At 62.0% G+C, this 24,270-nt stretch carries 20 protein-coding genes; 6 read left to right on the top strand and 14 right to left on the bottom strand.

The features are described 5' to 3' along the window. Nucleotides 1–444: 444 nt before the first annotated feature. The gene (locus NKI46_RS08345) at nt 445–1,212 is read left to right on the top strand and encodes an NAD kinase (protein WP_352653808.1); all 768 of its coding nucleotides are present in this window, start codon (nt 445–447) and stop codon (nt 1,210–1,212) included. 193 nt (nt 1,213–1,405) lie between these two features. After that, entirely contained in the window at nt 1,406–3,019 is a 1,614-nt protein-coding gene (locus NKI46_RS08340; protein ID WP_031203971.1) for a DEAD/DEAH box helicase, read from the top strand. Between the two features lie 42 nt (nt 3,020–3,061). Here the strand turns inward: NKI46_RS08340 and NKI46_RS08335 are convergent, their stop codons facing one another. The 5 genes from NKI46_RS08335 to NKI46_RS08315 form a co-directional block, all read right to left on the bottom strand. Continuing rightward, the gene (locus NKI46_RS08335) at nt 3,062–3,733 is read right to left on the bottom strand and encodes a WbqC family protein (protein ID WP_023738921.1); all 672 of its coding nucleotides are present in this window, start codon (nt 3,731–3,733) and stop codon (nt 3,062–3,064) included. Further along, nucleotides 3,730–4,671 (bottom strand): C2H2-type zinc finger protein, encoded by a 942-nt coding sequence (locus tag NKI46_RS08330; RefSeq protein WP_156929763.1) that lies wholly within the window; start codon nt 4,669–4,671, stop codon nt 3,730–3,732. Before NKI46_RS08330 ends, NKI46_RS08335 begins: the two co-directional genes overlap by 4 nt. A gap of 11 nt (nt 4,672–4,682) precedes the next feature. Next, nucleotides 4,683–5,594 (bottom strand): hypothetical protein, encoded by a 912-nt coding sequence (locus tag NKI46_RS08325; protein ID WP_156942337.1) that lies wholly within the window; start codon nt 5,592–5,594, stop codon nt 4,683–4,685. A 41-nt stretch (nt 5,595–5,635) separates the two neighbouring features. Beyond that, the gene (locus NKI46_RS08320) at nt 5,636–6,304 is read right to left on the bottom strand and encodes an acetyltransferase (RefSeq protein ID WP_023738924.1); all 669 of its coding nucleotides are present in this window, start codon (nt 6,302–6,304) and stop codon (nt 5,636–5,638) included. 63 nt (nt 6,305–6,367) lie between these two features. Next, the gene (locus NKI46_RS08315; RefSeq protein WP_198021318.1) at nt 6,368–7,057 is read right to left on the bottom strand and encodes a class I SAM-dependent methyltransferase; all 690 of its coding nucleotides are present in this window, start codon (nt 7,055–7,057) and stop codon (nt 6,368–6,370) included. Between the two features lie 79 nt (nt 7,058–7,136). On the opposite strand from NKI46_RS08315, the gene NKI46_RS08310 reads away from it, so the two are divergent. Both NKI46_RS08310 and NKI46_RS08305 read left to right on the top strand, forming a co-directional pair. Then, the gene (locus NKI46_RS08310) at nt 7,137–8,783 is read left to right on the top strand and encodes a B12-binding domain-containing radical SAM protein (protein WP_352745714.1); all 1,647 of its coding nucleotides are present in this window, start codon (nt 7,137–7,139) and stop codon (nt 8,781–8,783) included. Next, complete coding sequence (locus NKI46_RS08305) at nt 8,780–9,910, top strand: DegT/DnrJ/EryC1/StrS family aminotransferase (protein WP_352745711.1); 1,131 nt, start codon at nt 8,780–8,782, stop codon at nt 9,908–9,910. The genes NKI46_RS08310 and NKI46_RS08305 overlap by 4 nt, the downstream gene beginning before the upstream one ends. Nucleotides 9,911–10,137: 227 nt before the next feature. Here NKI46_RS08305 and NKI46_RS08300 read toward each other — a convergent pair whose 3' ends face one another. From NKI46_RS08300 to NKI46_RS08285, 4 genes are all read right to left on the bottom strand, one after another. After that, complete coding sequence (locus NKI46_RS08300; RefSeq protein WP_023702468.1) at nt 10,138–10,746, bottom strand: hypothetical protein; 609 nt, start codon at nt 10,744–10,746, stop codon at nt 10,138–10,140. Between the two features lie 237 nt (nt 10,747–10,983). Next, complete coding sequence (locus tag NKI46_RS08295) at nt 10,984–11,634, bottom strand: YiaD family glycine zipper/OmpA-like lipoprotein (protein ID WP_023667470.1); 651 nt, start codon at nt 11,632–11,634, stop codon at nt 10,984–10,986. A 150-nt stretch (nt 11,635–11,784) separates the two neighbouring features. Continuing rightward, on the bottom strand, nt 11,785–12,153 hold the full coding sequence (locus tag NKI46_RS08290; RefSeq protein WP_023667471.1) for a GFA family protein: 369 nt from the start codon (nt 12,151–12,153) through the stop codon (nt 11,785–11,787). 147 nt (nt 12,154–12,300) lie between these two features. Further along, nucleotides 12,301–13,191: a LysR family transcriptional regulator gene (locus NKI46_RS08285; protein WP_352745709.1), complete on the bottom strand. Its 891-nt coding sequence runs from the start codon at nt 13,189–13,191 to the stop codon at nt 12,301–12,303. Nucleotides 13,192–13,294: 103 nt separating this feature from the next. On the opposite strand from NKI46_RS08285, the gene NKI46_RS08280 reads away from it, so the two are divergent. Beyond that, nucleotides 13,295–14,164, top strand: coding sequence for an NmrA/HSCARG family protein (locus NKI46_RS08280; RefSeq protein WP_352459057.1), 870 nt, complete (start codon nt 13,295–13,297; stop codon nt 14,162–14,164). Between the two features lie 54 nt (nt 14,165–14,218). Here NKI46_RS08280 and NKI46_RS08275 read toward each other — a convergent pair whose 3' ends face one another. The 5 genes from NKI46_RS08275 to NKI46_RS08255 all read right to left on the bottom strand — a co-directional run bounded on the left by NKI46_RS08275 (nt 14,219) and on the right by NKI46_RS08255 (nt 20,630). After that, complete coding sequence (locus NKI46_RS08275) at nt 14,219–14,614, bottom strand: hypothetical protein (protein ID WP_023667474.1); 396 nt, start codon at nt 14,612–14,614, stop codon at nt 14,219–14,221. A 287-nt stretch (nt 14,615–14,901) separates the two neighbouring features. After that, on the bottom strand, nt 14,902–15,321 hold the full coding sequence (locus tag NKI46_RS08270; RefSeq protein ID WP_023738930.1) for a GFA family protein: 420 nt from the start codon (nt 15,319–15,321) through the stop codon (nt 14,902–14,904). Nucleotides 15,322–15,439: 118 nt separating this feature from the next. Next, nucleotides 15,440–16,571, bottom strand: a protein-coding gene (gene prfB / locus NKI46_RS08265; protein WP_155922402.1) for a peptide chain release factor 2 whose coding sequence is annotated in 2 segments (ribosomal slippage) — nt 15,440–16,504 and nt 16,506–16,571 — 1,131 coding nt in all. Because the reading frame shifts where the segments join, the coding sequence is not laid out codon by codon here. A 130-nt stretch (nt 16,572–16,701) separates the two neighbouring features. Further along, nucleotides 16,702–19,158, bottom strand: coding sequence for a penicillin-binding protein 1A (locus tag NKI46_RS08260; protein WP_023738931.1), 2,457 nt, complete (start codon nt 19,156–19,158; stop codon nt 16,702–16,704). Nucleotides 19,159–19,370: 212 nt separating this feature from the next. Then, nucleotides 19,371–20,630, bottom strand: coding sequence for an N-acetylmuramoyl-L-alanine amidase (locus NKI46_RS08255; RefSeq protein ID WP_023738932.1), 1,260 nt, complete (start codon nt 20,628–20,630; stop codon nt 19,371–19,373). 647 nt (nt 20,631–21,277) lie between these two features. Here NKI46_RS08255 and NKI46_RS08250 point away from each other — a divergent pair. Further along, on the top strand, nt 21,278–24,193 hold the full coding sequence (locus NKI46_RS08250; protein ID WP_023756361.1) for a ribonuclease E/G: 2,916 nt from the start codon (nt 21,278–21,280) through the stop codon (nt 24,191–24,193). Nucleotides 24,194–24,270 lie beyond the last annotated feature (77 nt).

Genomic DNA, 24,270 nt, shown 5'->3' with positions numbered 1-24,270 from the left:
CGACGGATCGTCGTTGGCAGATTGGCTTCAGCCTACAACGCGTTTTGGGGGCATGGCACGCCGGCGCCGCCGCAGCGTGAGGCCATCGGCCTGGAGCTCATGTCTTCGGACTGCCGCACAAGCTCCGCAAAGAGAAGGGCGAAACTTCCCATCACAAGGAAGACGATAATCAGGCGTGTCACCGGCAATAGACAGGTCTCGACTGGCTAGCCCCCCAGCCACCCATCCTCTGTCGGCTAACATGATCGATCAGGCTTTACGAGTGTTTAAGCTCGCTCTTAACCATCACATTCGCCGTTCCGGCGACATGAAGCGCGAGCCGCCGATTTCGTTTCGCCGCGGTCGCAACTGCGCCGGACGATGCCTCCCTTTGCAGATGCGCTTGCCCATGCTACCCCACGCAACCGCCGCCGACCGCCATCGGCCGACCGCCATCGGAATGTCATGAGCAAAGCCAATCTCGCCTTCGTCTCCTCCGACACTGCCGATGCCAGGGCGGCGATGGAGAGCCTGTCGGCCCGCTATGGCCAGGCATCCTTCGACGACGCCCAGGTGGTGGTGGCGCTGGGTGGCGACGGCTTCCTGCTGCAGACCTTGCGCGACACCATGAGCACGGGAAAGAAGGTCTACGGCATGAACCGTGGCACCATCGGCTTCCTGATGAACGAGTACCGCGTCGGGGGCCTCACCGAGCGCATCGCGGCCGCGGTCGCCGAAACGATCCGCCCGCTGGAAATGCTGGCGTTGACGCATGAGGGCGAGACGGTTTCGGCACTCGCCATCAACGAGGTGGCGCTGTGGCGTCAGTCCTACCAGACGGCAAAGATCCGCATCACCGTCGATGAGCAGGTACGAATCGAGGAACTGAACTGCGACGGCGTGATGATCGCGACGCCGGCCGGCTCCACCGCGTACAATCTTTCGGCGCACGGGCCGATCCTGCCGCTGGATGCGCCGTTGCTCGCGCTGACCCCGGTCAGCCCGTTCCGGCCGCGCCGTTGGCGGGGTGCCTTGTTGTCAAACAAGGCGACCGTACGCTTCGATATTCTGGAGTCGGAAAAGCGCCCGGTGAACACCGCCGCCGACCACACCGAGGTCAAGGCGGTGGCTTCCGTAACGGTCCGCGAATCGCCGACTGCGACGGCAACGCTGCTGTTTGATCCCAACCATTCGTGGAACGAACGCATTCTCGCCGAGCAGTTTCGCTATTGAGCCGGCGCAAAGAGTGACTACCTAATTAAGCATCGCGATTAAGCTTACGTTTTCACAATCGTGCCAATCCCGCCCCGTTTCTGTTGACAAATCGCGGGCTTGCGCCTAATCGCAATACCAATCTTGCAGGCACGCTGTGCTTGCCGCGACGGATGCCGTTGCGCTTCCCCGAACCAGCCAAAGACAGCAACTCTTGTCCTCAGACACCACGACCGCTCTAGAAGCGTTGACCTTTTCAGACCTCGGCCTGTCGCCCAAGGTCCTTTCCGCAGTCACCGATGCGGGCTACACCGTGCCGACGCCGATCCAGGCTGGCGCCATCCCGCATGCCTTGCTCGGCAAGGATATTCTGGGCATAGCACAGACCGGCACCGGCAAGACGGCTTCCTTCGTGCTGCCGATGCTGACCCGCCTCGAAAAAGGCAGGGCCCGTGCCCGCATGCCGCGCACGCTGATCCTCGAGCCGACGCGCGAGCTCGCCGCGCAGGTCGAAGAGAATTTCATCAGATACGGCAAGAACCACAAGCTCAACATCGCGCTGCTGATCGGCGGCGTCTCCTTCGACGAGCAGGACAAGAAGCTGGAGCGCGGCGCCGACGTGCTGATCGCCACGCCCGGCCGTCTGCTCGATCACCGCGAGCGCGGCAAGCTGTTGCTCAACGGCGTCGAGATCCTCGTCATCGACGAGGCCGACCGCATGCTGGACATGGGCTTCATCCCCGACATCGAGCGCATCTGCGAGATGATCCCGTTCACCAGGCAGACGCTGTTCTTCTCAGCGACCATGCCGCCGGAGATCACCAAGCTCACCGAGAAATTCCTGCATGCGCCGGTGCGCGTCGAGGTGTCCAAGGCGGCATCCGCTGCCACCAACATCATCCAGCGCCTGGTCAAGTCCGGCTCCAAGCCGTGGGACAAGCGCGAGACGCTACGCAATCTGATAAAGGCCGAAGACGCCGAGCTGAAGAACGCTATCATTTTCTGCAACCGCAAGGTCGAGGTAGCGGAGCTGTTCCGCTCGCTGTTGAAGTATGACTTCGACGCTGGCGCCCTGCATGGCGACATGGACCAGCGCGCCCGCATGCAGATGCTGGCCAATTTCCGCGATGGCAAATTGCGCTATCTCGTGGCGTCCGACGTCGCCGCGCGCGGCCTCGACATTCCCGACGTCAGCCACGTCTTCAACTACGACGTGCCGATCCACGCCGAAGACTATGTCCACCGCATCGGCCGCACCGGCCGCGCCGGACGCTCGGGCAAATCCTTCACCATCGCCACCAAGTCCGACACCAAATACATCGACGCCATCGAGCGGCTGATCGGCAACAAGATCGAGTGGCATGACGGCGACCTGTCGACCGTGGTCGCCAGCGAAGGCGGCGAGGACGAAGCGCCCCGCCGTGGCCGTGGCGCTCCGCGCCGCGCCGGCCGCAAGGACGAGGACCGCAAGCCCCATGATCGCAAGGACGGTGGCGAGCGCAAGCCGCGCGAACGCCATGCCAAGCGCAGTGACGACGCGCCGGCGGCAGATGCCGCGCGCGAGGAACAGCCGGTGGTAGCCGAGGCCGCGGTCGCCGACATCGGCGAACGGCATCAGCGCAAGGAAGCGATCCGCTCCGAAAACAGCGACCGCAAGGTCTCCGATCGCAACAACGAGAACCGCGCCCCGGAACGCGGCGACACAAGGCCGCAGCGCGCCAGCAACAGCCGCCCTGCCCGCGGCAACAACCGCGGTGAAGACAATGACGGCACCGTCGGCTTCGGCGACGACATGCCGGCCTTCATGAAGATCGTCGCCAAGGTCTGATCGTCGCAGTCCTAAAATAGCTGCCAAGTGATCGGCAATTGCTCACGGCCCCCATTGGCACGTGTTTCGAACATCGTCGCGAAGGTCGGCGAGGTTATTGCCAAAAAAGGCAGGCAGGATGTGGGGGAACCTCCCTGCGTAGGGCACGAGAAACTGCAGATCGATGCCCGCCTGCTGGAAGTTCTCGGTGGCATAAAGGTGGCGCCCACCGGCAGCGTTGATGTAGCGCTGTCCGCCGAGCGCTCGAACGATGCCGATAATGCGCGCTTGCCCTCGCAAGGCGGGATCAACGCCGAGGCTGGAACTGCGCAAGATGTTTGCTTTGAGTTCGAGCGCGTCGGCGACGAGCCGAAGACCGTTCTCGAGAAAGCTTGTCACGTCGCCAAGCGACCCGGTCAGATGGCGGCTGATCCGCTCCGCGGCCGGCGTTGTCGCCTGGCCCGGCAGGCCGAAAGCGGCCAGGCGCTTGTCCAGAGCGGTTCGGGCGCCGTCCGCCCAGCGCAGATGCTTTATCTGTGTATTGAACGGCATAGGCGCGAGCGGCAATGTCAGCCAGCGGCCCGGTGTCATTTCGCAACGATGCACCCGTCCCCGGCGCGGGAACTGGACATCGTCGAAAACAACGAAGACGTCGCTCGCAGCCATCAGGCGAAAATAGCCCGCATGCGGGAAGAAATATGGCTGCATGACAGCAATGGTGAGCTTGCCCGTCACTGCGTCTTGCCTTCGCCATAGAAGCAATGAGGCAAGCTTCGAACGTGCTGCTGGAACGCTTGAAGGACCGGCGATGCGAACGACTTGCCACAGAAGGCGTCGAATTCGTCGCGGTTGCACAGGAAGCTGTGGCGATCGAACTGCTCGCGGCGAAGATAATGCAGCACCCGGATATCCGCCGGGTCGCGCAGCCCGTGCGCCAGCATCTCGTCGGAGTTTGGACAATTGTATTCCGGCCCGAGAGGCAACGCATCGGCCCCGACCGTCAGGATGGCCAGCGACAGCGCGATCTGGCCGGAAAAGAAGATCGAGGGCTGATCCTTCAAATAATCCAGTACGCGCGCGGTAAGCGGGCGGATCAGTGGCTGAATGGCGCTGAAAGCGCTTTTGTTGAAGACGACGAAGCCATAGTTGATGTAGGCGGGGCACCCGCCGAAGGCGCCATCCGACGACTCGGAATATCGCCAGTTGAGAGGCGTATCTGCAAAGCCGAGCGTCTCAAGAAGCCGACGCCATGCAGCGTTGTTTTCCGAGCCATCTCTCGAAAATGGCGAGAAATGCGCCGGTAGGCCGGCAACACTCGGCCGATCAGCGTCGCGCATGCGTTGCAAAAGCTCGTCGATCGGCCGCATCAGGCAGGCGTCGGCATCGGCGAGGATGATGACATCGCCGCGCGGCGCCTCGGCATAGCGGTCAAAGCCCGAGGAGAAACCCCGGTCGCTGATAGCACGCGGCACGGGGCGCCACGTTACCGGTAAGGCCGAGGACCAGGTGTTGGCGGCATGGAGTTCGTCGATGTCGGCATGCCCGCCAACAGAGACCACAATGGGGGCGGCCGCATAGACGCCGCCGAGCTTGGCCAACGACAAAGCTGCCAGCTTGACGTTTGAGAAAAATTCCGGCTCCGGCAGGATCGGGATGCGAAATTCGAAAGTCATGCCGGTCCCCGTCATGTCAAATCGCGAGTCGCCCAGCCGATGCCGGCCTCGCCGAACCCGTTGCCGTTGTAGAACATCACTTCACCGGAAGCGCGTCGCATGACGCAACAATAGGCCTGCATCCAACTGTCGAAGTCGCCGGCCGCCGGCGGATTGCTGAAGATCACAGGTTCCGCCTCGCCAGCCATGCCATCCCGGACATCTATCAGGCGGGAAAAAAGGCGGTAGGCTTCATTGCCACCATCGCGAAAGTCCCGCCCGCGGCGGCTGTACCACAGCCGTATACCGCCAGCCTCATGCGTGACCCAGGGACGCGTCTGGCTGTTCCCGTCCCCGAGGTCGTCACCTAGGACCGGGACCGAGCCTGTTTCCCACAGAATTCCGTCTGGCGAAACACAGCTGCGGAGCACATAGTCAGGCTCCCGGACACCTCTGGTCTCCACCCAACCGGTGCCGCTCGCATACCACATGCGATAGCCGCCCTTGATCGCACCAACGAAGGGCGTTGACACGAAATAGGGATCTGCCGGACCGATACTGCGGACCGGCCCCGCAAATGCTCTCTCGAAATTCAGCCCATCATCGCTGGTGGCGAGCCCGATGGCGATCTGAAAGCTGACATCGCTACGTGGGTAGATGCCCGAATAATACAGATGCACGCGCCCACCGATCATCACCGCGCAGGAGGGCCCCAGCCCCGAGCAATCGAAAGTGCCTGGCAGGCCCGGCTCCATGATCGGGTCGAAATACTCACCCAACACACGCATGCCGTCTTGCGGGTCGACATCAACGGCCAGGATAGATGACCGGTTGGCGCTATTGCGCCCGGCGAAATAGATGCGCCAAAGCCGAGGCGAAAGGGCGAGGACCGTCGGAACCTGCGCGTAGCTGCCCCACCACCCGTGCCCGGCCTTTATGGGCACCAGCAACCCCTGCCGGGTCCATTTCCTCTGACGGCCAGGCATCAGCGGAACTTCATCGACTTGATACGGGCGCTGGAATAGGGCTTCGGAAAGTCCGAGGGATGACGCACTACACTGTTGGCGGGCACATCGCGCCGGATCATGCAACGGGACTCGATATAGCTTCCGGCACCGATGGTGATGCCGTTGTCGATGCCGACCTGGCCGCCGATCAGGCTGCACGTGCCGATATGGACACCGCTCGCCAGCCCCACCTGCGACGAGACGAAGCAGAAATCCTCGACGATGGAGTGATGACCGACATGGCTACCGCTCCACATCATGATGCCTTCGCCGAGGCGGACAAACGGCTGCAGCGTGCAATTCTCGAGAATGAAGCAGTTTTCACCAACCGTGTCCGCCATATTGTGCGTAGAGGGGTGGATGAAGCGCGTGAAGCTGTACCCGCGCGCCCGGCCCTGCTTATGCCGATCACGGCGGAACTCGTTGAGGTTCTGGTAGCTGAGCGGACCAAGCAGCTTGACGGTTTCAGGCGGGAATCGGTCCTCAAGCTTTTCCCAGGCGACCACGGGAAGACCTTTGAACTCGGTTTGTGTGAGGAAGTCTTCGTCGACAGTAAAACCGACGACGCGATCCTCTCCGAACCTGTCGAGGTAGGCCCACGCGACCTCGGCGATCTGGCCCATCCCAAAAATAACCACGTCCGCCATGCCGCCCCCGCGCCTATGCCCATATATTCTTGACCCGCAAGCCGGAAATCCGCGGATCGTCGGCTACGCGGCAGCCTTGTAGACGTAAACCGTGTACTCGTAGAGCCCGTAGTCGGCGCGAATGAGGTGATGACGCGACAATTGACCGACGACGAAGTGGCTTATCCGATCATAAGGCACGTGAAAAAGGTCCTCGCGTTCCCAGTCGACGTGCTTCGACATCAGGTTGAAGGCCATTCCCTTGCGGGCATGCGGGAACACCCTTGCGATCAACCGGGTCATGGTGTCGAACATCGTCTCGTAGGGGACGCCACAACGCTCCGTGAAGACCCCGTTCATGATGATGTAGTCGGCCTCGGGCACAACCACCTCATTCTGCATCACGTCCATACAGTCAAAGGTCACGCCGGGATATTTGCGCCGGCACAGGTCAATGAACCGTGCGGACAGATCGAGCCCCCGATATCGCAGTTTGCGATCGTCGGATTGGCGCAAATAGTCGAGGAAATGGCCGGCGCCGCAGCCGAAGTCCAGCACATCGACCCGGTCGCGCTCACGCATCGCCTCGGCCATTATGCGGTAACGTGTCGCTGCCCCCCCGGCATCCGGCCAGTCGACTCCCTGGGGCGTATCGCCATGACGTGCAAGACACGCCTCGTAGTGGGCGACCAGCGCGTCGTATGGACCACTGTCGGGCAATTGGAATACCTCGTCTAATTGGCAATAGAAGGCGTCGGCTGGCTTGTATATCACTCTATAATCTGCGCGAAACATCATGTCACTGAATCGCTCACTCACAGGCTTATACTCGATGCACACTTCGAATATGCCTTTGCCGCGCAAGCTTCGGGTTTGCCTCATCAATCCGCGGTTCCGCCCTTCCGTCTGGAGCCGGGACGAGGTGCTTCCCGTTCTGCCTGGCAAAAAAGGCAGCTGGATAGCGACAGGTTCCCTGCCCGCCCTTGCGGCGCTTGCTCCGGATCATTGTGATGTCGTCCTGCTCGATGAGAATGTCGAGGACCTGGATTTCGAGCGGCTCGGGGCCTTCGACATCGTCGGCGTGACCGGCATGATCGTGCAGCGCGACCGCATGTTTGAAATCCTCGAGAGACTGCGCGATCTACCGATTACCGTCGCCGCGGGCGGTCCCTATGTCTCGGTGTCGGAGGCGGAGTTTGTCGACCGCTGCGACGTGCGCTTCATCGGCGAAGCCGAGGAAACGTGGCCTCGCTTCCTGACGGCTTTCGCTCGCGGAGAGCCTGTCCAGAAGCGCTACGAGCAGGACGCGAAAACCGATATGGAGACCGTCCCCACGCCTCGATATGACCTGCTGAAATCTGGAAGCTACGTGGTAGCGTCTCTACAGTTCTCGCGAGGATGCCCGTTCCTTTGTGAATTCTGCGACATCATTACCATCTTCGGTCGCCGGCCACGCCTGAAGTCGCCGGCGCAAATGATTCGCGAGTTCGATGCGATCGTGAAGGCGGGCTTCCGTACCTGTTTTCTGGTCGACGACAATTTCATCGGTAACAAGGTCAAGGCCAAGGAACTCCTGAGAGGCCTGATCGATTGGCAAAAGGTAAACGGCTATCCATTGGCCTTTTCGACAGAAGCCAGCATCAATCTGGGTGACGACGCGGAAATGCTCGATCTGATGCGTCTGGCCAATTTCCGCCAAGTCTTTGTCGGCATCGAGTCGCCCCGCGCCAAGTCGCTGATGGAAACGAGGAAGATCCAGAACGTTCGTGGCGACAGCATGATCGACAAATTGCAGCGCATCCGCGACAGCGGGCTGGTGATTCAGGCGGGTTTCATCGTCGGTTTCGATAGCGACGATGAGGCGATCTTCGATGAGCAGTTCGAGTTCATTCAGCAAATCGGTATCGCGCAAGCATCTGTGGCAATCTTGTGCCCGATCCCCACGACGCCGCTCTATGGGCGGCTGAAGATGGAGGGTCGGCTGGAACTCAGCGACCCCTATGTCAGCTTCCGCCCGAAGAAGATGACGCGCGAAGCGCTGAGGGCCGGCTATGACAGGTTGGTGCAGCGCCTTTACGAGCCGGACGCCTACTTCAGCCGCCTTGTGGATGGCTATTTCGGATCGCCAGGCTTTCGCAAGAGCCGGGCGACGCTTGCAACCCTGATCGGCCGGAAGCGTTCCGGCGTGACCCGGATTGCGGAATTGGCCGGTGCCATCCTGATGGCTGCCCGACTCTTCAGAGCTTTGCTTGCCAAGCGCAGCGCGATGTCGCTGGGCGGCGCCTATGTCAGGCATTGGCGCCGCAACCGGCGTCTCTGCGGCCGCGAGGCGATACCATTCGCCAGTTTCGTGCTGCTTTGCGCCGATCACTGGCATTTTTACACCATCTCGCGGACCAGCAGTAAGATCGAGATCGGGACCAGCCGGCCCGAAACCTTGCGGCCCATACCCGCAAATGAAGGCCTCTATCTGGACAAGACCGCAGGCGGTAGAGCTTGAACGCCGGCGGATTGTGGGATGCCGATCCCGGCCCAGCGCCCGATGTTCCCGTGTCGCGCCCGCGACTGCCGACAGGCGACAGCATCCTTCCCTATCTGCACGAGATCGATGCAACTCGCTGGTACAGCAACAACGGTCCGTTGAACCGGCGTTTCCAGGAAGCTCTCAAGACTCGGACCGCTGCAGGCCATGTCGTATGTGGCGCAAACGCAACGCTGGGGTTGGCGCTCGCATTGATGGCCCAGAAACCGGCGAAGGGAAGTCTCTGCATGATGCCGTCCTGGACCTTCGCGGCCAGCGCGCACGCGGCGGTCCTCGCAGGGCTCGTTCCATGGCTGGTCGACGTAGACCTGGACAGCCAGCAACTGTTGCCCGAGAGCGCGGCAGAACTCCTCCGCCAGGCTCCCGGCGGCGTCGGAGCGGTCATGCCGGTCATGCCGTTCGGCCGCCCGATTGGTGTCGCGAACTGGGATCGGTTTAAGAGCGATACCGGTCTTGCCGTGGTAATTGACGCAGCCGCAGCCTTCGACACCTTGACGCCATCGCGGGTTCCGGCAGTCGTCAGCCTGCATGCCACCAAGGCACTCGGCATCGGCGAAGGTTGTTTTATCGCGTCAGACGACGGCTCTCTGATCGAGGAAATCGCGGAGGGTGCCAACTTTGGTTTTTCAAATTCGCGCGAGGCGGTCAGACCGGCCCTGAACGGCAAGCTCAGCGAGTATGGTGCGGCCGTCGGCCTGGCCGCACTTGAGCTGTGGCCACATACGCGTGCCGCCTACAAGCGCGTTGCCACAAGCTATAGCCGCTCGCTGGGGTCGATTTCCGGGCTGAGCTTGCCGGAGGGGTTCGGTGAAAAATGGATATCGTCCACCGTCACCATTGGCCTGCGGCCTGGTTCGATGGACCGGGCGCTCACGGCGCTGGCGAAAGGAGGGGTTGGTGTGCGCCGGTGGTGGGGTGGCGGTCTGCATCGGCACGCAGCCTTCGAACATTTTCCCAGGCTGCCGCTACAGACCACTGACATACTGGTAGCGACTCAACTGGGGCTACCCTGTTGGACCGATCTTGCGGATGAAACAATCTCCCGCATCTGCTCGATCCTCAGCGAAGTGGCTGCTGCGGGCTGAGCCGAATGTCTGGTCGACTCTTAAGGCAAAACGGCCCCTTAGCGCCCAGCGCGATGCTGGCGCGTGCGCAATTTTGCCGCCATTGTCGGCTTCCGCGACGACATCATGCGGGCAGCCTTCATGCGCGCCGGCCCTCATGCCGATCGTCGTCCGAGCCTGATCCCGAGCGCTCTCAAATGCAGCCGGCCAGCTTGCACTCTTGGCACCCTCCTATCCTGGCCCGTCCGTCACATCGGGCCGGGCATCATCTTGGTCGGTTTTTCCAGCATCGGAAACTCTGCCTTGCTGCATTTCACGTTCGGGTTGGTCGGACTGAACATGCCGTTCGGATTGTCTCTGAACAGCCAGGCATGAAGGTCGTAGTGGACGAACTCCCTCGGAATGAGCGGATAGTGCCCTTCCATCGGTCCCATGAAGGTCTGGCCAAATAGTTTTGGAGGTTCCTTGGTGTCTGGCGTCAGGGGCACCAGCCATTCCACGCCAACCAATCTCAAGCCTTTCTTGGTCGGCTCGTAGATCAGCACATTGGGGCGCATCGGATCGAGTTTCTGACCGACACTCGGGACGTTGACGAAATGGATGCCCATAGCGCCCTTCGGATAGTCCATTGCGCCCTCGATCCTGTCCCCGCTGTAATAGACACACCCGACAGTCGACAGATAAAGGTCGCGGACGGCGACCGTGTAGTCCTCATATTTGGCGAGCGATTTCTTCAAAGCTTCGATGTCGGCTTTGTTGGCGTCCTCGGCTCGAGCCGTGGCCGCAGCGCACCAAGCTGAGGCCAGACCTGTCAAAATGAGGACGCCGCAACGCCCAAGACGAGCTGTTCTTGTCATGCATTCCTCCCAGATTTCCTTATCAGGCCGTGCAGGACCGGGGCCGACTAAGTGACTGCGCGGCCGTTTGTATCGCCCCATCCCCTCTGGAACCGCACCAATGCTAATCCCTTCCAAGGCCTCCGGAAAGGAATTATTAGAAATCTCTAATGCGTTAGACCTTTTGGCGGACCACAGGAGCCCAAAAAGAAAGCGGCCCCTTGCGGGGGCCGCCTTCGCATTTCGATGCCGAACAATTCAGGTCAGCGGCGAAAGCTGGATCTCGACGCGCCGGTTCTGCGCACGGCCGGCCGCCGTTCCATTGGACGCGATCGGACGGGTCTTGCCGAATCCGGTGACGGCGAAGCGGCGCGAATCGACACCTTGGCCTGAGAGATAGTTGGCGACCGCCAATGCGCGGCGCTGCGACAGATCGAAATTGTGTTCGTCGCCACCGGTCGAATCGGTATGGCCGAACACGTCGACCGTGGTCTGCTTGAACTTCTTCAGCACCAGCGCAACCGAGTTCAGCACCTGGTAGAAGCCGGGCTTCACCGCATCCTGGTCGACGTTGAAAGTAATGTCGGACGGCATGTTGAGGATGATCTGGTCGCCGGTGCGGGTGACGCTGACGCCGGTGCCTTCGAGCTGGCGGCGCAGTTCAGCCTCGTTCTGGTCCATGGTCGCGCCGATGGCGCCGCCGGCCAGCGCGCCGATACCGGCGCCGATCAGCGCGTTGCGGCGGTCATTGCCGCCGGCAAGCAGGCCGAGGCCCGCACCCGCCAGGGCGCCAAGGCCGGCGCCGGCTGCGGTGTTCGAAACCTTCTGCTCGCCGGTGTACGGATCGGTCGTGGTGCAGGCACTCACCAGCACAGCCGTCGCAACGGCGACGAGCACAGTCTTTTTCATAGAATCGTCCCTCTCCAAAGCGCGGCCTTTGCGGCTCGCGCACATAAGCCCTTCTCCGGTCTTGTAACATGAAATGCGGCGAAAAACCGAGCGGCGAAAGCGGCTTTTCCCCGCTCGCGCCACTCTTCCGCTTCGGTGGCTGGTGCTGGCCTACCAGAGGTTCTTGCCGTCAATGACGACCACCTCGACCTTATCGAGGTCGAAATCGTCGAACAGCCGCGAATTGACTGATATCTTGGGATTGTCGAAGTCCGGTTTGCCGGTTGACCAGTCCGGCGTTTCGGTGAAGGTGCCGCAGCCGCAAATGGCGCAAAACCCGTGTTTGACGGTCTTCGATCCCCATTGATAGAAGGAAACGTTTTCCGGCGAGCTGGTGAGCTTGAATTGCGACGGAACGTAGTAAGCCCACAGCGAACCGCGCTTGGAGCAGAACGAGCAGGTGCATTGTGTTACCGTCTCGGGCGCCTGCGAAACCTCGAACGTCGTCGCCTTGCAATGACAGCTGGCCTTGATGGTCATGAAAAGCTTTCCTCTCGGTTGCCCGCCACCCATGCGGCAAGGCACCATAAAGGAAGGCTCCTGACAACTGTCTGTCAGCAGGCTCCGGTCGATCGAGCCGAGCGGCGCTCTGGCTGAAGCGGACCCGTCGTCACCTCCCAATCGTCGTCACCTGCCGATATAGGCGGCCAGTTCGTCCGGCCTCCCGTTTGGGAAAGCCTGTTTTAGAAAATCCAGGAATGCCGACACGCGCGCGCTGAGCAGCCGCCGCGACGGGTAGAGCGTCCATAGAGAAATTTCGGGGCCGTCAATATCCCCCCAATTCACCAGTGTGCCGTCAGCCAGGTCGTGGGCCACCAACGAAATGGGAAGCCGTCCTGCGCCGACGCCGGCTCGCACCGCATCGCGGACCATGATCAGCGTCGACAAGGCGAGGACCGGCTCGATACTAAGTGTTGCCCGGCCACCTGGTGTCTTCACCTGCCATGTTTGCCGCTCGCCTGTCCCGCGCGCAATGCCAGGAGCGGCGAGCCCATCGGCCGGGCGAGGAAGGTCCGGGCTCGCGACAACGACCAGGCGGTCGCGGAGAAACGCCCGTCCGACCAGGCTTTCATCGGGATCCGGATTGACCCGGATTACCAGATCGTAGCCTTCCTCGATCATGTCGACATGCCGGTCTTCGGTGGTCACTTCAAGCCTCACCTCAGGATACCTCAGGGCAAATCCCGCAGCGATCCTCCCCATTGCAGTCTGCGAAAAATGCAAAGGCGCGCTGATCCGCAATCTGCCCTTGGGTCTCTGACCGCCCGAGGCAATCGCCGATGCCGTCTCGTCCAGCTCGGCAAGCAACGCCCCCGTCCGCTCGAAGAGCGCCCGTCCTTCTTCGGTCAGCTTCAGGTTACGCGCACCCCGTTCGAACAGACGCAGATCGAGACTGCTTTCCAATTCGCCAACGCGCCGGGACAACGTTGCCTTGGGCCGGCCGGTGGACCTTGCCGCTTTGCCGAAGCCGCCATGGCGGGCCACGAGGTTAAAATCGGCAAGGGCTAAAAGATCCATGACTGTCCCACCAGTGAGACGACGTGTCTAAAATTACCGTCTACTGGGCTCTTTGTGAGCCACACATATTGGGGCTGTCAAGCAACCCAACAGGAGAAATTCCATGACCATTCTCGTTACCGGCGCCACCGGCAATATCGGCCGCCAAGTCGTCGAACAGCTCGCCAAGCGCGGCGCCGATGTGCGTGCTCTCGTGCGCGATCCGTCGAAAGCCAGTTTTCCGGCGGGCGTATCCGTCGTGCAAGGCGACTTTCTCGATGTCGATTCGCTGCGCAAAGCCATGTCTGGCGTTTCCACGCTGTTTCTCTTGAACGCCGTGGTGCCGGACGAATTCACCCAGGCTTTGATCGCCTTGAACGTCGCCCGATCGGCCGGCATCGAGCGGATCGTCTATCTCTCGGTGATCCACGCTGACGTCTATGTGAACGTGCCGCATTTCGCGGGCAAGTTCGGCGTGGAGCGAATGATCGAGCAGATGGACTTCAAAGCTACGATCTTGCGCCCGGCCTACTTCATCCAGAACGATCTGACGGTCGAAGACGTCATCACCGGCTACGGCACCTACCCAATGCCGATCGGCCCCAAGGGTCTCGCCATGATCGATGCCCGCGATATCGCCGAGATCGCCGCCCTTGAGCTGCTGCGTCGCGAACAGTCCAAGGAGCCGCTTGCGTTCGAGAGGATCAACCTCGTCGGTCCGCAGACACTGACCGGGACGGACATTGCCGCAATCTGGTCAGACGTACTCGCCCGTCCGATCAGCTACAGCGGCGACAATACGGAGGGTTTTGAGCAAAATCTCAAGCAGTTCCTGCCCGCCTGGATGGCCTACGACATGCGCCTGATGGGCGAGCGTTTCTTTACCGACGGGATGCTGCCCGAGACCGGCGACGTCGAGCGCCTGACGGCACTTCTGGGTCGCCCACTGCGGCCGTATCGCGACTTCGCCTCAGCACTCGCTGCTGCCGTCTGACGCAAGCGCCTTCAGCACCAAGGCCGGCCTTCCGATGAGAACTGCCAACAGAACTCAGTAGGAACGCGGTGGCACGAACAGGCAGATCGTCTTGCCTGCGTCGAGGCCGGCCTGGTGCGCGCACCAGTGGAAATCGCCGTCGGGTGAGTCCTTGACCCGCTTGTCGCTCATCGGAACGACCTCCCCCGTTCCGGCGATGACATAGCCCTCCGGCTTTTCCAGCACCTCGCCGGTATGGGTGGTGCGGCAGTCGTAGTTTGCGCAGCAGGCGAAGGGATAACTCCAGCCTTGCGGCTTCGCCGCCGTAGGCTTGGCGTCATGGGCGAAGGCGGGTGCGGTCAGCACCGCAGCAAGCATCGCGATTGCAAAGATCGGGGTCACGAACAAGGAAAACAGGAGTCGGCCAGCCGGTTGAACGGCTCTGGCCGATCGGAGAGTGGCAGCAGACATGGAAGCGTTCCTTTCAAACGAGCATCAAGCGTTTCGCTTGCCCGTTCCCGGAACGTGTCTTCCCAGTGGCCGGATCGTCAGGTCGCAGATATGCCGCGTCCGGCCATAAATGCTTTTTCTCTTCCAGCCCTCGGATGCTGGGCTGATTCCTAGGCTGGCGCAAGAAGTTGCTGCGCGAGGCCGCACATCTACGCCGCTATCTGCCACCGCTGACGAGATCCAAGGCCAGGCTCAACTCCCGGCAGACGGGCATCGAAACAACGGGATTGGCCGAATGTGGTTCCAGCCTATACTTCGCCTGGACCGGCGATCACATGCCCTTCATATTGCGGCAAGTCGTCGGCGATGGTGAACCATGGCGCTTTGGAGCCGACGAAGATGTGCGCGGTCGGCCGGATCGTCGGATCGTCGACCAGCGTGCCCATGGCGACATGGACATAGGCGCCGTCGCGGACCAGCGAATACAGCAACGAGCCGCAGCGGCTGCAATGCGCATCGTGGCCGCTGTCATCGCCGAAATGGATGAGCCCGTGATGCCCTTCGGCAAGGGCAAGTTTCTCGCGCTCGATGCCGGCGAAGGGCTTGAAGGCGGAACCTGTGGTGCGCCGGCAGTTCGAACAATGGCAGATCGCGGCATAGACGAACTCGTCCGCCACTTCATACTGAACCGTGCCGCAAAAGCATTTGCCGGTGAGCCTGCGACTCATGGTTCCTCCTTCGCTCCCCCGCCAAGGGATGTTCTTATTCAAGTCAGCCGAGTCGAAAGTGGCGGAAGCGCAGGTATCATCCATTCGCAGGCCGGCCTCAGCTGAATATGAACATATCCTAGTCGAGGTCGGCCACGGCTTCACCGGCACCGCCCTCGATGCGCTGCGACAACGAGGCTTCCATGAAGTCGTCGAGGTCGCCGTCGAGCACGCTCGACGGGCTGGTGCTCTCGACGCCGGTGCGCAGGTCCTTCACCAACTGGTAGGGCTGCAGCACATAGGAACGAATCTGGTGACCCCAGCCGATGTCGCTCTTCGACGCTTCTGTGGCATTGGCCACCGCTTCGCGCTTCTTCAGCTCTTCCTCGTAAAGGCGCGAGCGCAGCATTTCCCAGGCCTTCGCCTTGTTCTTGTGCTGCGAGCGTTCGGCTTGGCAGGCAACCGCGATGCCGGTGGCGATATGGGTGATGCGAACCGCCGAGTCCGTGGTGTTGACGTGCTGGCCGCCCGAACCGGATGAGCGGTAGGTGTCGATGCGTACATCGGATTCCGAGACGTCGATCTCGATCCTGTCATCGACGACCGGGTAGACCCAGACGCTGGAGAAGGACGTGTGGCGGCGCGCATTGCTGTCATAGGGTGAAATGCGGACCAGGCGATGAACGCCCGACTCGGTCTTCAGCCAGCCATAGGCATTGTGGCCCTTGATCAGGAGCGTGGCGGACTTGATGCCGGCCTCTTCGCCGTCATGGACTTCCAGCACTTCGACCTTGAAACGGCGACGCTCGGCCCAGCGCGTGTACATGCGCAGAAGCATCGAGGCCCAGTCCTGGCTCTCGGTGCCGCCGGCGCCGGCATGGACTTCGAGATAGGTGTCGTTGGCGTCGGCCTCGCCCGACAGCAGCGTCTCGACCTGGCGGGCCTTGGCCTCGCCCTGCATCGAGCGGAGGGCTGCTTCCGCCTCGGCGATCACGCTCTGGTCGCCCTCTTCCTCACCCAGTTCGATCAGGCCGATATTGTCTTCCAGCGCCTGAGTCAGGCTTTTGACGCCGGCGATCCCGTCTTCGAGGCCCTGGCGCTCGCGCATCAGCTTTTGCGCTTCCAGCGGATCATTCCAGAGGCTGGAATCCTCGGCGCGCACGTTCAGGTATTCAAGCCGCTTTATAGCCTGATCCCAGTCAAAGATGCCTCCTCAGCAGGGTGATCGCCTGCCTGATCTCGTCGACAATATTCTGCGTTTCCGCGCGCATGGCTGGTTGTTCTGTCCTGTTTTCGAAGTGGCGCTTGGGTCGGCGCGATACATAGGCACGGCATTGCTGCCTGTAAAGCGAAATGGGCCGGCTCAACAAGCCAGCCCATTCGACGTAAAAAATCAGGTCGTCAGTAGAGTCCGCCGCCAGGTGCCTGGATGGCTTCCGTAGCCTGCGGCGATAGCGGTCCGCCGGCGCCGTTGGACCCGTCGGCGCCCATGCCGATCACCCAATAGCTGTCGGCTGGGCCGGTGCCGGGCTTGAAGGCTTCGATGATGGTGCCGGGATCGCCCGACGCGGCACGCATGCCGGTCTTGCGGTTGATCGCGACCAGGTTCATGCCTTCCGGCACCTTGAAGTCGACATTCGGCGTGCCGTCCAGCGCAACGCGCATGAAGTCCTTGAAGATAGGTGCCGCCAGACCGCCGCCAGTGGCGCCATGGCCGAGACCGCGCGGCGTGTCGTAACCCATGTAAAGGCCGACGACGAGGTTCGGCGTATAGCCGATGAACCAGGCGTCCTTCTCGTCATTGGTCGTTCCGGTCTTGCCGGCGATGTGGCGGCCAAGCTCGGCGATGGTGGCGCCGGTACCGCGCTGGACGACGCCTTCCATCATCGAGGTGATCTGGTAGGCGGTCATCGGATCGAGCACCTGCTCGGAATTGTCGACCAGTTCCGGTTCGGGCTGGTTGTTCCATTCGGGCGCATTGCAACCTTCGCAGCCGCGCTCGTCCTGCTTGAACACGGTCTTGCCGTAGCGGTCCTGGATGCGGTCGATGAGCGAGGGTTTGATCGACTTGCCGCCATTGGCCATGATCGAATAGGCCGACACCATGCGCATCACCGTCGTCTCGCCGGAACCCAGCGCCATCGGCAGATACGGCGCCAGATGGTCGTAGACGCCGAAACGCTCGGCATATTCCACCACCAGCTTCATTCCCATGTCGTTGGCGAGCCGCACCGTCATCAAATTGCGCGACTTTTCGATACCGGAGCGCAAGGTCGCGGGACCGGCCACCGTGCCGTCATAGTTCTTCGGCGTCCAGGTCGTGGTGCCGCTCTGGATGGTGATCGGTCCGTCCATGATCACCGAGGCCGGCGTATAGCCATTGTCGAGCGCGGCCGAATAGACGATCGGCTTGAAGGACGATCCCGGCTGGCGCATCGCCTGCGTGGCGCGGTTGAACTCCGACTGCGCATAGGAGAAGCCGCCGACCATGGCCAGCACGCGGCCGGTATGTGGATCCATGGCGATCAGGCCGCCCTCCACTTCCGGCACCTGGCGCAACGTGTAGGCGCCTTCCGACCCTTCGTTCTTCTGCACGAAGATGACGTCGCCGGGCTGCAGTACATCGGCCGGAGACTTGGCCTTGACCGTCTTGCCATCGACCACATGGCGCATGGCAAAGCTCATGTCTTCCTTGCTGACGGCGCCTTCGATGCGTTCCTTGACGATATCGCCCGAAATCTGCCGCGTCGGCTGCAGGCCGATGGAAAGGCCGGTCGCCGAGCTGTCGAGCACGACGGCAAGCGACCATTCCGGCACGTCTTCCAGCCCCTTGACGTTGCCCAGCGCCACGCCCCAGTCGCCGGAAGCATCGATATGCGTCACCGGTCCGCGATAGCCGCGCAGCGTGTCGTATTTGAGCAAGCCGTTCTGCATCGACTTGCGGGCGATGAGCTGGATCTTCGGATCGAGCGTCGTGCGCACCGAAAGGCCGCCCTCATAGAGCGCGTTCTCGCCATAGCGCGAGATGATCTGGCGGCGCACTTCCTCGGTGAAATATTCACCCGCAAACAAATAAGAGCCGTTGCGGCGCGGCGTCACGCCAAGCGGCTCGGCCTTGGCCTTGTCGCCTTCCTCGCGCGTCACGTAGCCGTTCTCGACCATCTGGTCGATGACCCAGTTGCGGCGCTCGATGGCGCGGTCGGCATGCTTGAAGGGATGGTAGTTGTTAGGCCCCTTCGGCAGCGACGCCAGATAGGCGGCTTCCGCGACCGTGAGTTCGTTGACCGACTTGTCGAAATAGGTCAGTGCCGCGCCCGCAACGCCATAGGCGCCGAAGCCGAAGAAGATTTCGTTGAGGTAGAGCTCAAGGATGCGGTCCTTCGAATAGGCCTGCTCGATGCGGAAGGCCAGGATCATCTCCTTGATCTTGCGCTCGTAGGTCTGGTCCGAGGACAAGAGGAAGTTCTTCGCCACCTGCTGGGTGATGGTCGAGGCGCCGACCTGGCGCCTGCCCGAACCAAGATTCTGCAGGTTGACGTAGATGGCGCGGCCAAGCCCGGTGATGTCGATGCCGGGATGGTTGTAGAAATTCTTGTCCTCGGCCGACAGGAACGCCGCCTTGACCCGGTCCGGAACCGCCTGGATCGGCAGATAGAGCCGCCGTTCGCGCGCATATTCGGCCATCAGCGAGCCGTCGGAAGCATGGATGCGGGTCGTGACCGGCGGCTCGTACTTGGCCAGCACCTCGTAGTCGGGCAGGTCTTTCGACAGATGGCTGATGTATATCGCCACGCCCGCGGCGACGATAAGCGCCAGCGTCGTGCCGATACCAAAGAAATAGCCGATAAGACGAATCATGCCCGCTCCAGTCCGAGGTCCGGGAATTTCCTAGACGAAGCCGCCTTCGCGCAAGCCTTCGCAACTGTCCCGATCCGTGATGGAAAACCCATGTCGCCACCATGTGGGCAAAATACGGCAGTGCCCGGTTTAGGCATCCCCCACCTGAAATAAAAGCGCCTGGTGTTGTCGTCGTGCAACGCTGCCTCCGGTCGTGGGCGGCGGCGACCATCTCAGCCTCCGGTTCCCGTTCCCATCTTGGCGGAGGCAAACAGGGCGACGGCGTTGGTGATGCTCTGCGCCGCCTTGCCGCGCCAGTCGGCGTCGAGCAGTTGCGCTTCATCCTTGGCGTTGGAGAGATAGCCAAGTTCCACCAGCACCGACGGCACATCGGGCGCTTTCAGCACTTTGAAGCCGGCCGAACGCTGCGGATTATTGATCAGGCCGACGCTGGTGGACAACTGGCCGACCAGAGTGTGGGCAAAGCTCATCGAGAAATTATGCGTCTCGCGGCGGATCAGGTCGATCAGTATGTCGGTGACTTCCTTGTTGTCGTCCTTGATCACCATGCCGGCGAACTGGTCGGAGAGGTTTTCGCGGTCGGCAAGCGCCTGCGCTTGCGGATCGGACGCCTTGTCGGAGACGGTATAGACGGTGGCGCCTCTGATACCCTTGACGCTGATCGTGTCGGCATGGATCGAGATCAAAAGGTCGGCCTCGTGCTGCCGGGCGATGCGCACGCGGTCATCGAGCCGCAGGAACTCGTCGGTATCGCGCGTCATGAACACGTCGTAGTTGGCGACGGCGGCGAGCTTGTCGCGCAATTCGGTGGCGAAGGCCAGCGTCACGTTCTTCTCGATGGTGCCGTTGAGGCCTTCGGCGCCACCGTCGATGCCGCCATGGCCGGGATCGATGACGATGGTGAAGCGATGCCCGGGATTGGAGATCGGCCCTGTGCCGACCCTGGAGCCCTTGTCGGTGGAGACGGTCGAGCCAGTGGTCAGCGCCTGGTTGGCAAGGGCTTCGTCGAACTCGCGGTCGGAGGCTGCCGACATGTCGATGGCGATGCGATAGCCTGCGCCGTCCTCGTTCTTGAGCACCTCGAGCTTGTCGACCGAGAACGGCCCCTTGCCGGTCAGGATCAGCCGCGATCCCTCGCCCTGATCGCCATAACGCACCGCTTTGACCAGGCCGCGGGCCTTGGCGTCCTTCGCGCCAATGGCGAATCGGGTGCGCGGCAGGTCCACGACCAGCCGGTTGGGGCCGCGCAGCAGGAACCATTTGATGTCGGGCTCGCGGTCGAAATCGATGACGATGCGCATCTTGGTTGCGTCGCCGGCCATCTTGTAGGCGGTGGCGCCGAGTGGCGCATCGGCGGCGCGTGAAACCGGCGCAAAAGCAAGGCAAAGCGCCAGCAGCAACAGCACACCGGCAGCGCGCAGGAAACGGCCTGCACGGCCATGGCCCTTGTCTGTGATGCCCGCCAGTCCCATTTCTTTGCAGTCGCTCCCGATTTGGCGCTTGCGCCCGCGTGGTTGGTCGAAATGCCGGTCAGGCCGCAGACTCGATTAACGATTGGTATCCAGAGAAGGTTAACCAAGCCTTTTCATTGAGGATTAAGGCCTGTGCTTCCGTTACGGCACTGCTTTTTGCCGGCATCCGAAATCGGGGTTGCCTTCCACCCCGTCAAATCATAAAAGCGATGGTGGATCACTGCAATCCTGGAACCGCTTCTCCCGCAGCTTCCTGCTACAGGTCAGATGAAAGGCGGCTCCTTTCGCTCCAGCGAAAAGGCTTCAGGTGATCGCGACGAATTTCGCAGGTGTGCGCCCGTGGCGGGGGAATCGCCTGCGTGAGGAAAACGGCCGGGTTTGTTCCCGTGCCGGCTCTGTATGAGCAAACAAGCTGGTCCGGTTCGTCCGGGCTTTGGTTCAAAAGGTTCTGCTGGTGACGATGGCTTCAAGCGCAATCATGGAAAGGTCCGCATCAAACCGCGCCATTGTGGCTGCGGGCGGCACCGCCATGGCGCTCAAGCGGCGTCCGGCGGACATTCAGACATCCGGCACCCACATCCCAGACACGCAGCAGCGGGCTTTGCCTCGCAAGCTGCGGCTGACGGCTGCCGGGAGGAAACGAAATAATGCCCAACAAAATGCTGATAGACGCCTCCCACCCGGAGGAAACACGCGTTGTCGTTATCCGCGGTAACCGTATTGAAGAATTCGACTTTGAATCTCAGGACAAGAAGCAGCTCAAAGGAAACATCTATCTCGCCCGCGTAACGCGTGTCGAACCTTCCCTCCAGGCAGCCTTTGTCGAATATGGCGGCAACCGTCACGGTTTCCTCGCCTTCAGTGAAATTCACCCCGACTATTACCAGATCCCGGTCGCCGATCGTCAGGCTTTGCTGCGCGCTGAAGCGCAGGAAGCCGAGGACGAGGAGAACGAGGACAATGACGGCGACGACCGCCAGAGTCGCGATCGCGGCCGGCGCGGCCGCCGGCGCGGCGGCAAGGGTCGTGAGCGCGGCGAACACAAGCGCGACGCCGGCGCCGATGATGAAAACGGCGAACATGGCGATGCCGGCAGCGATGCCGTCTCCGAAGCGCCTGCTTCCGAGCATGCCGCGGCCAATACCGCCGGGCATGACGATCATGCCGGACATGGCGACAGCGAAGCCTCCGACGCCGAGACATCCGGGACCGAACCGTCGGAAGGCGGCCCGACATCGATCGCGGCAAGCGTCGAAGCGGATGTGATCTCCGAAGCTGTCCCTGCGGCGGAGCCGGGTGACGAAAGGTCGTCCAGCGAGGCAAGTGGCGAAGCCACCTCCGAGGACAATGATCGCGGCATGCTGGAAGAGGTGCAGTCCTCGCATCCGGACGACCACGAGATCGAATCCGTAGGCGCCGAGGATGCGCTGGAAGAGGTGCGCAGCCGCCGCAAGCCGGTGCGCCGCCAGTACAAGATTCAGGAAGTCATCAAGCGCCGGCAGATCCTGCTGGTGCAGGTGGTCAAGGAAGAGCGCGGCAACAAGGGCGCTGCACTCACCACCTATCTGTCGCTTGCCGGCCGCTATTCCGTGCTGATGCCCAACACCGCACGCGGCGGCGGCATTTCGCGCAAGATCACCAGTGCGGTCGACCGCAAGCGCCTCAAGGAGGTCGTTGCCGATCTCGAAGTGCCGCAGGGCATGGGCGTCATCCTGCGCACCGCCGGCGAAAGCCGCACCAAGGCGGAAATCAAGCGCGACTACGAATATCTGATGCGGCTTTGGGAAAACGTCCGCAACCTGACGCTGCAATCCACCGCCCCTGCCCTCGTCTATGAGGAAGGCAGCCTGATCAAGCGCTCGGTGCGCGACCTCTACAACAAGGATATCGACGAGATTCTTGTCTCCGGCGAGGAAGGCTATCGCGAGGCCAAGGATTTCATGCGCATGCTGATGCCGAGCCACGCCAAGGTGGTTCAGCCGTTCCGCGACACGACGCCGATCTTCGTGCGCAACGGCATCGAGGCGCAGCTCGACCGCATGCTGCAGCCGCAGGTGACGCTGAAGAGCGGCGGCTACATCATCATCAACCAGACCGAGGCCCTGGTCGCCATCGACGTCAATTCGGGCCGCTCCACCAAGGAGCACTCGATCGAGGACACCGCTCTCCACACCAACCTTGAAGCGGCGGAAGAGGTCGCCAGGCAATTGAGGCTGCGCGATCTCGCCGGCCTGATCGTCATCGACTTCATCGACATGGAGGAGAACCGCAACAACCGCTCCGTCGAGAAGCGGCTGAAGGATCACCTCAAGAACGACCGAGCCCGCATCCAGGTCGGCCGCATCTCACATTTCGGTCTGATGGAGATGTCGCGCCAGCGCATCCGCGCCAGCGTGCTGGAATCGACCATGAAGCCCTGCCCGCATTGCGGCGGCACCGGCCATGTGCGCTCCGATTCGTCGGTGGCGCTGATGGTGGTACGGGCGATCGAGGAATTCCTGCTCAAGGATTCGCGCAGCCACATCACGGTGCGGACCCCGGCGGCGACCGCTCTCTATGTGCTCAACCACAAGCGCGGCACGCTGGTGGAACTCGAAAGCCGCTTTGGCCTGACCATCACCGTCGAGGCCGATGATACGGTCGGTGTGCAGCACTACGCGATCTTCCGCGGCGCCATTGCCGAAAAGCCGGAAGGCTTTGTCGAAGCGCGAACCTTCCCGGCCTATGTCGAGCCGGAAGAGCCCGAGGACGAGATCGTCATCGAGGAGGAAGACGACGAGGTTGTGGTACAGGCCGAGCAGCCGCGCCAGGCGCAGCCGCAATCGCAGCAGCAGCCGAGATCGGCTGAGGACGGCGAAGGCCGCGACCGCAAGCGTCGCAAGCGCCGCAGGCGGCGCGGCGGCAAGGATCGCGAACGCGAACATGGCGATCGCGAGCATGGCGCCGAAGGTGCTTCGGTTTCGGCGGCAAGCGACGACTTTGCCGCTGAACCAGGCGATGACGATGCAACACAGCAAGACGAAGCCCAGGTTGGCGCCGTCGAAACGGTGGAAGCATCAGATGACGCCCAGGGCAAGAAGCGCCGTCGCGGCAAGCGCGGCGGCAAGCGCAATCGTCGCGAAGACGGCACGGAGACCGAAGCCGGCGAAACCGCCTCGGTGGCCGAGGCCGCTGAAGTCGGAACGGCCGCAAGCGAGCCCGTAGCAGCCGTAGCGGTTGAAGAAGCGGCGGCTCCCGCCGCGGCGAACGACGACGCTCCAGCCGAAAAGCCGAAGAAGAAGCGCGCTTCAAGGGCAAAGAAGGCTGTGGTGGAAGTCGCCGATGAGACGGCGGCCGAGGCTGCACCGGAAGCTGCCGTCGAAGCTGCCGCCCCCGCTGCGGCCGATGCCGCCACGGAAACGACCGTCGACGACGAGCCCGCCAAGGCTCGCCCGTCACGGCGCAAAGCCGTGGCCGCGGATACCTCCGCGGTGCCGGTGGTTTCCTCCAGCGTTGCCGACGAGGCAAAGGCCGAGGAAAAGCCGAAGCGCGCCGGCTGGTGGCAGCGGAAGGGCTTTTTCTAAGCTATTCAGCCGATTAAGATAGGTTCCTGACAAAAATCCCGCGCCATTCAAACCACGGCGCGGGATTTTTTCATGCG

Source organism: Mesorhizobium sp. M0615, from assembly GCF_040320805.1.
In the GTDB taxonomy this organism is placed as follows: Bacteria; Pseudomonadota; Alphaproteobacteria; order Rhizobiales; family Rhizobiaceae; genus Mesorhizobium.
The sequence above is the reverse complement of the archived record's forward strand: the minus strand, read 5'-3'. Positions and strand labels throughout refer to the sequence as shown.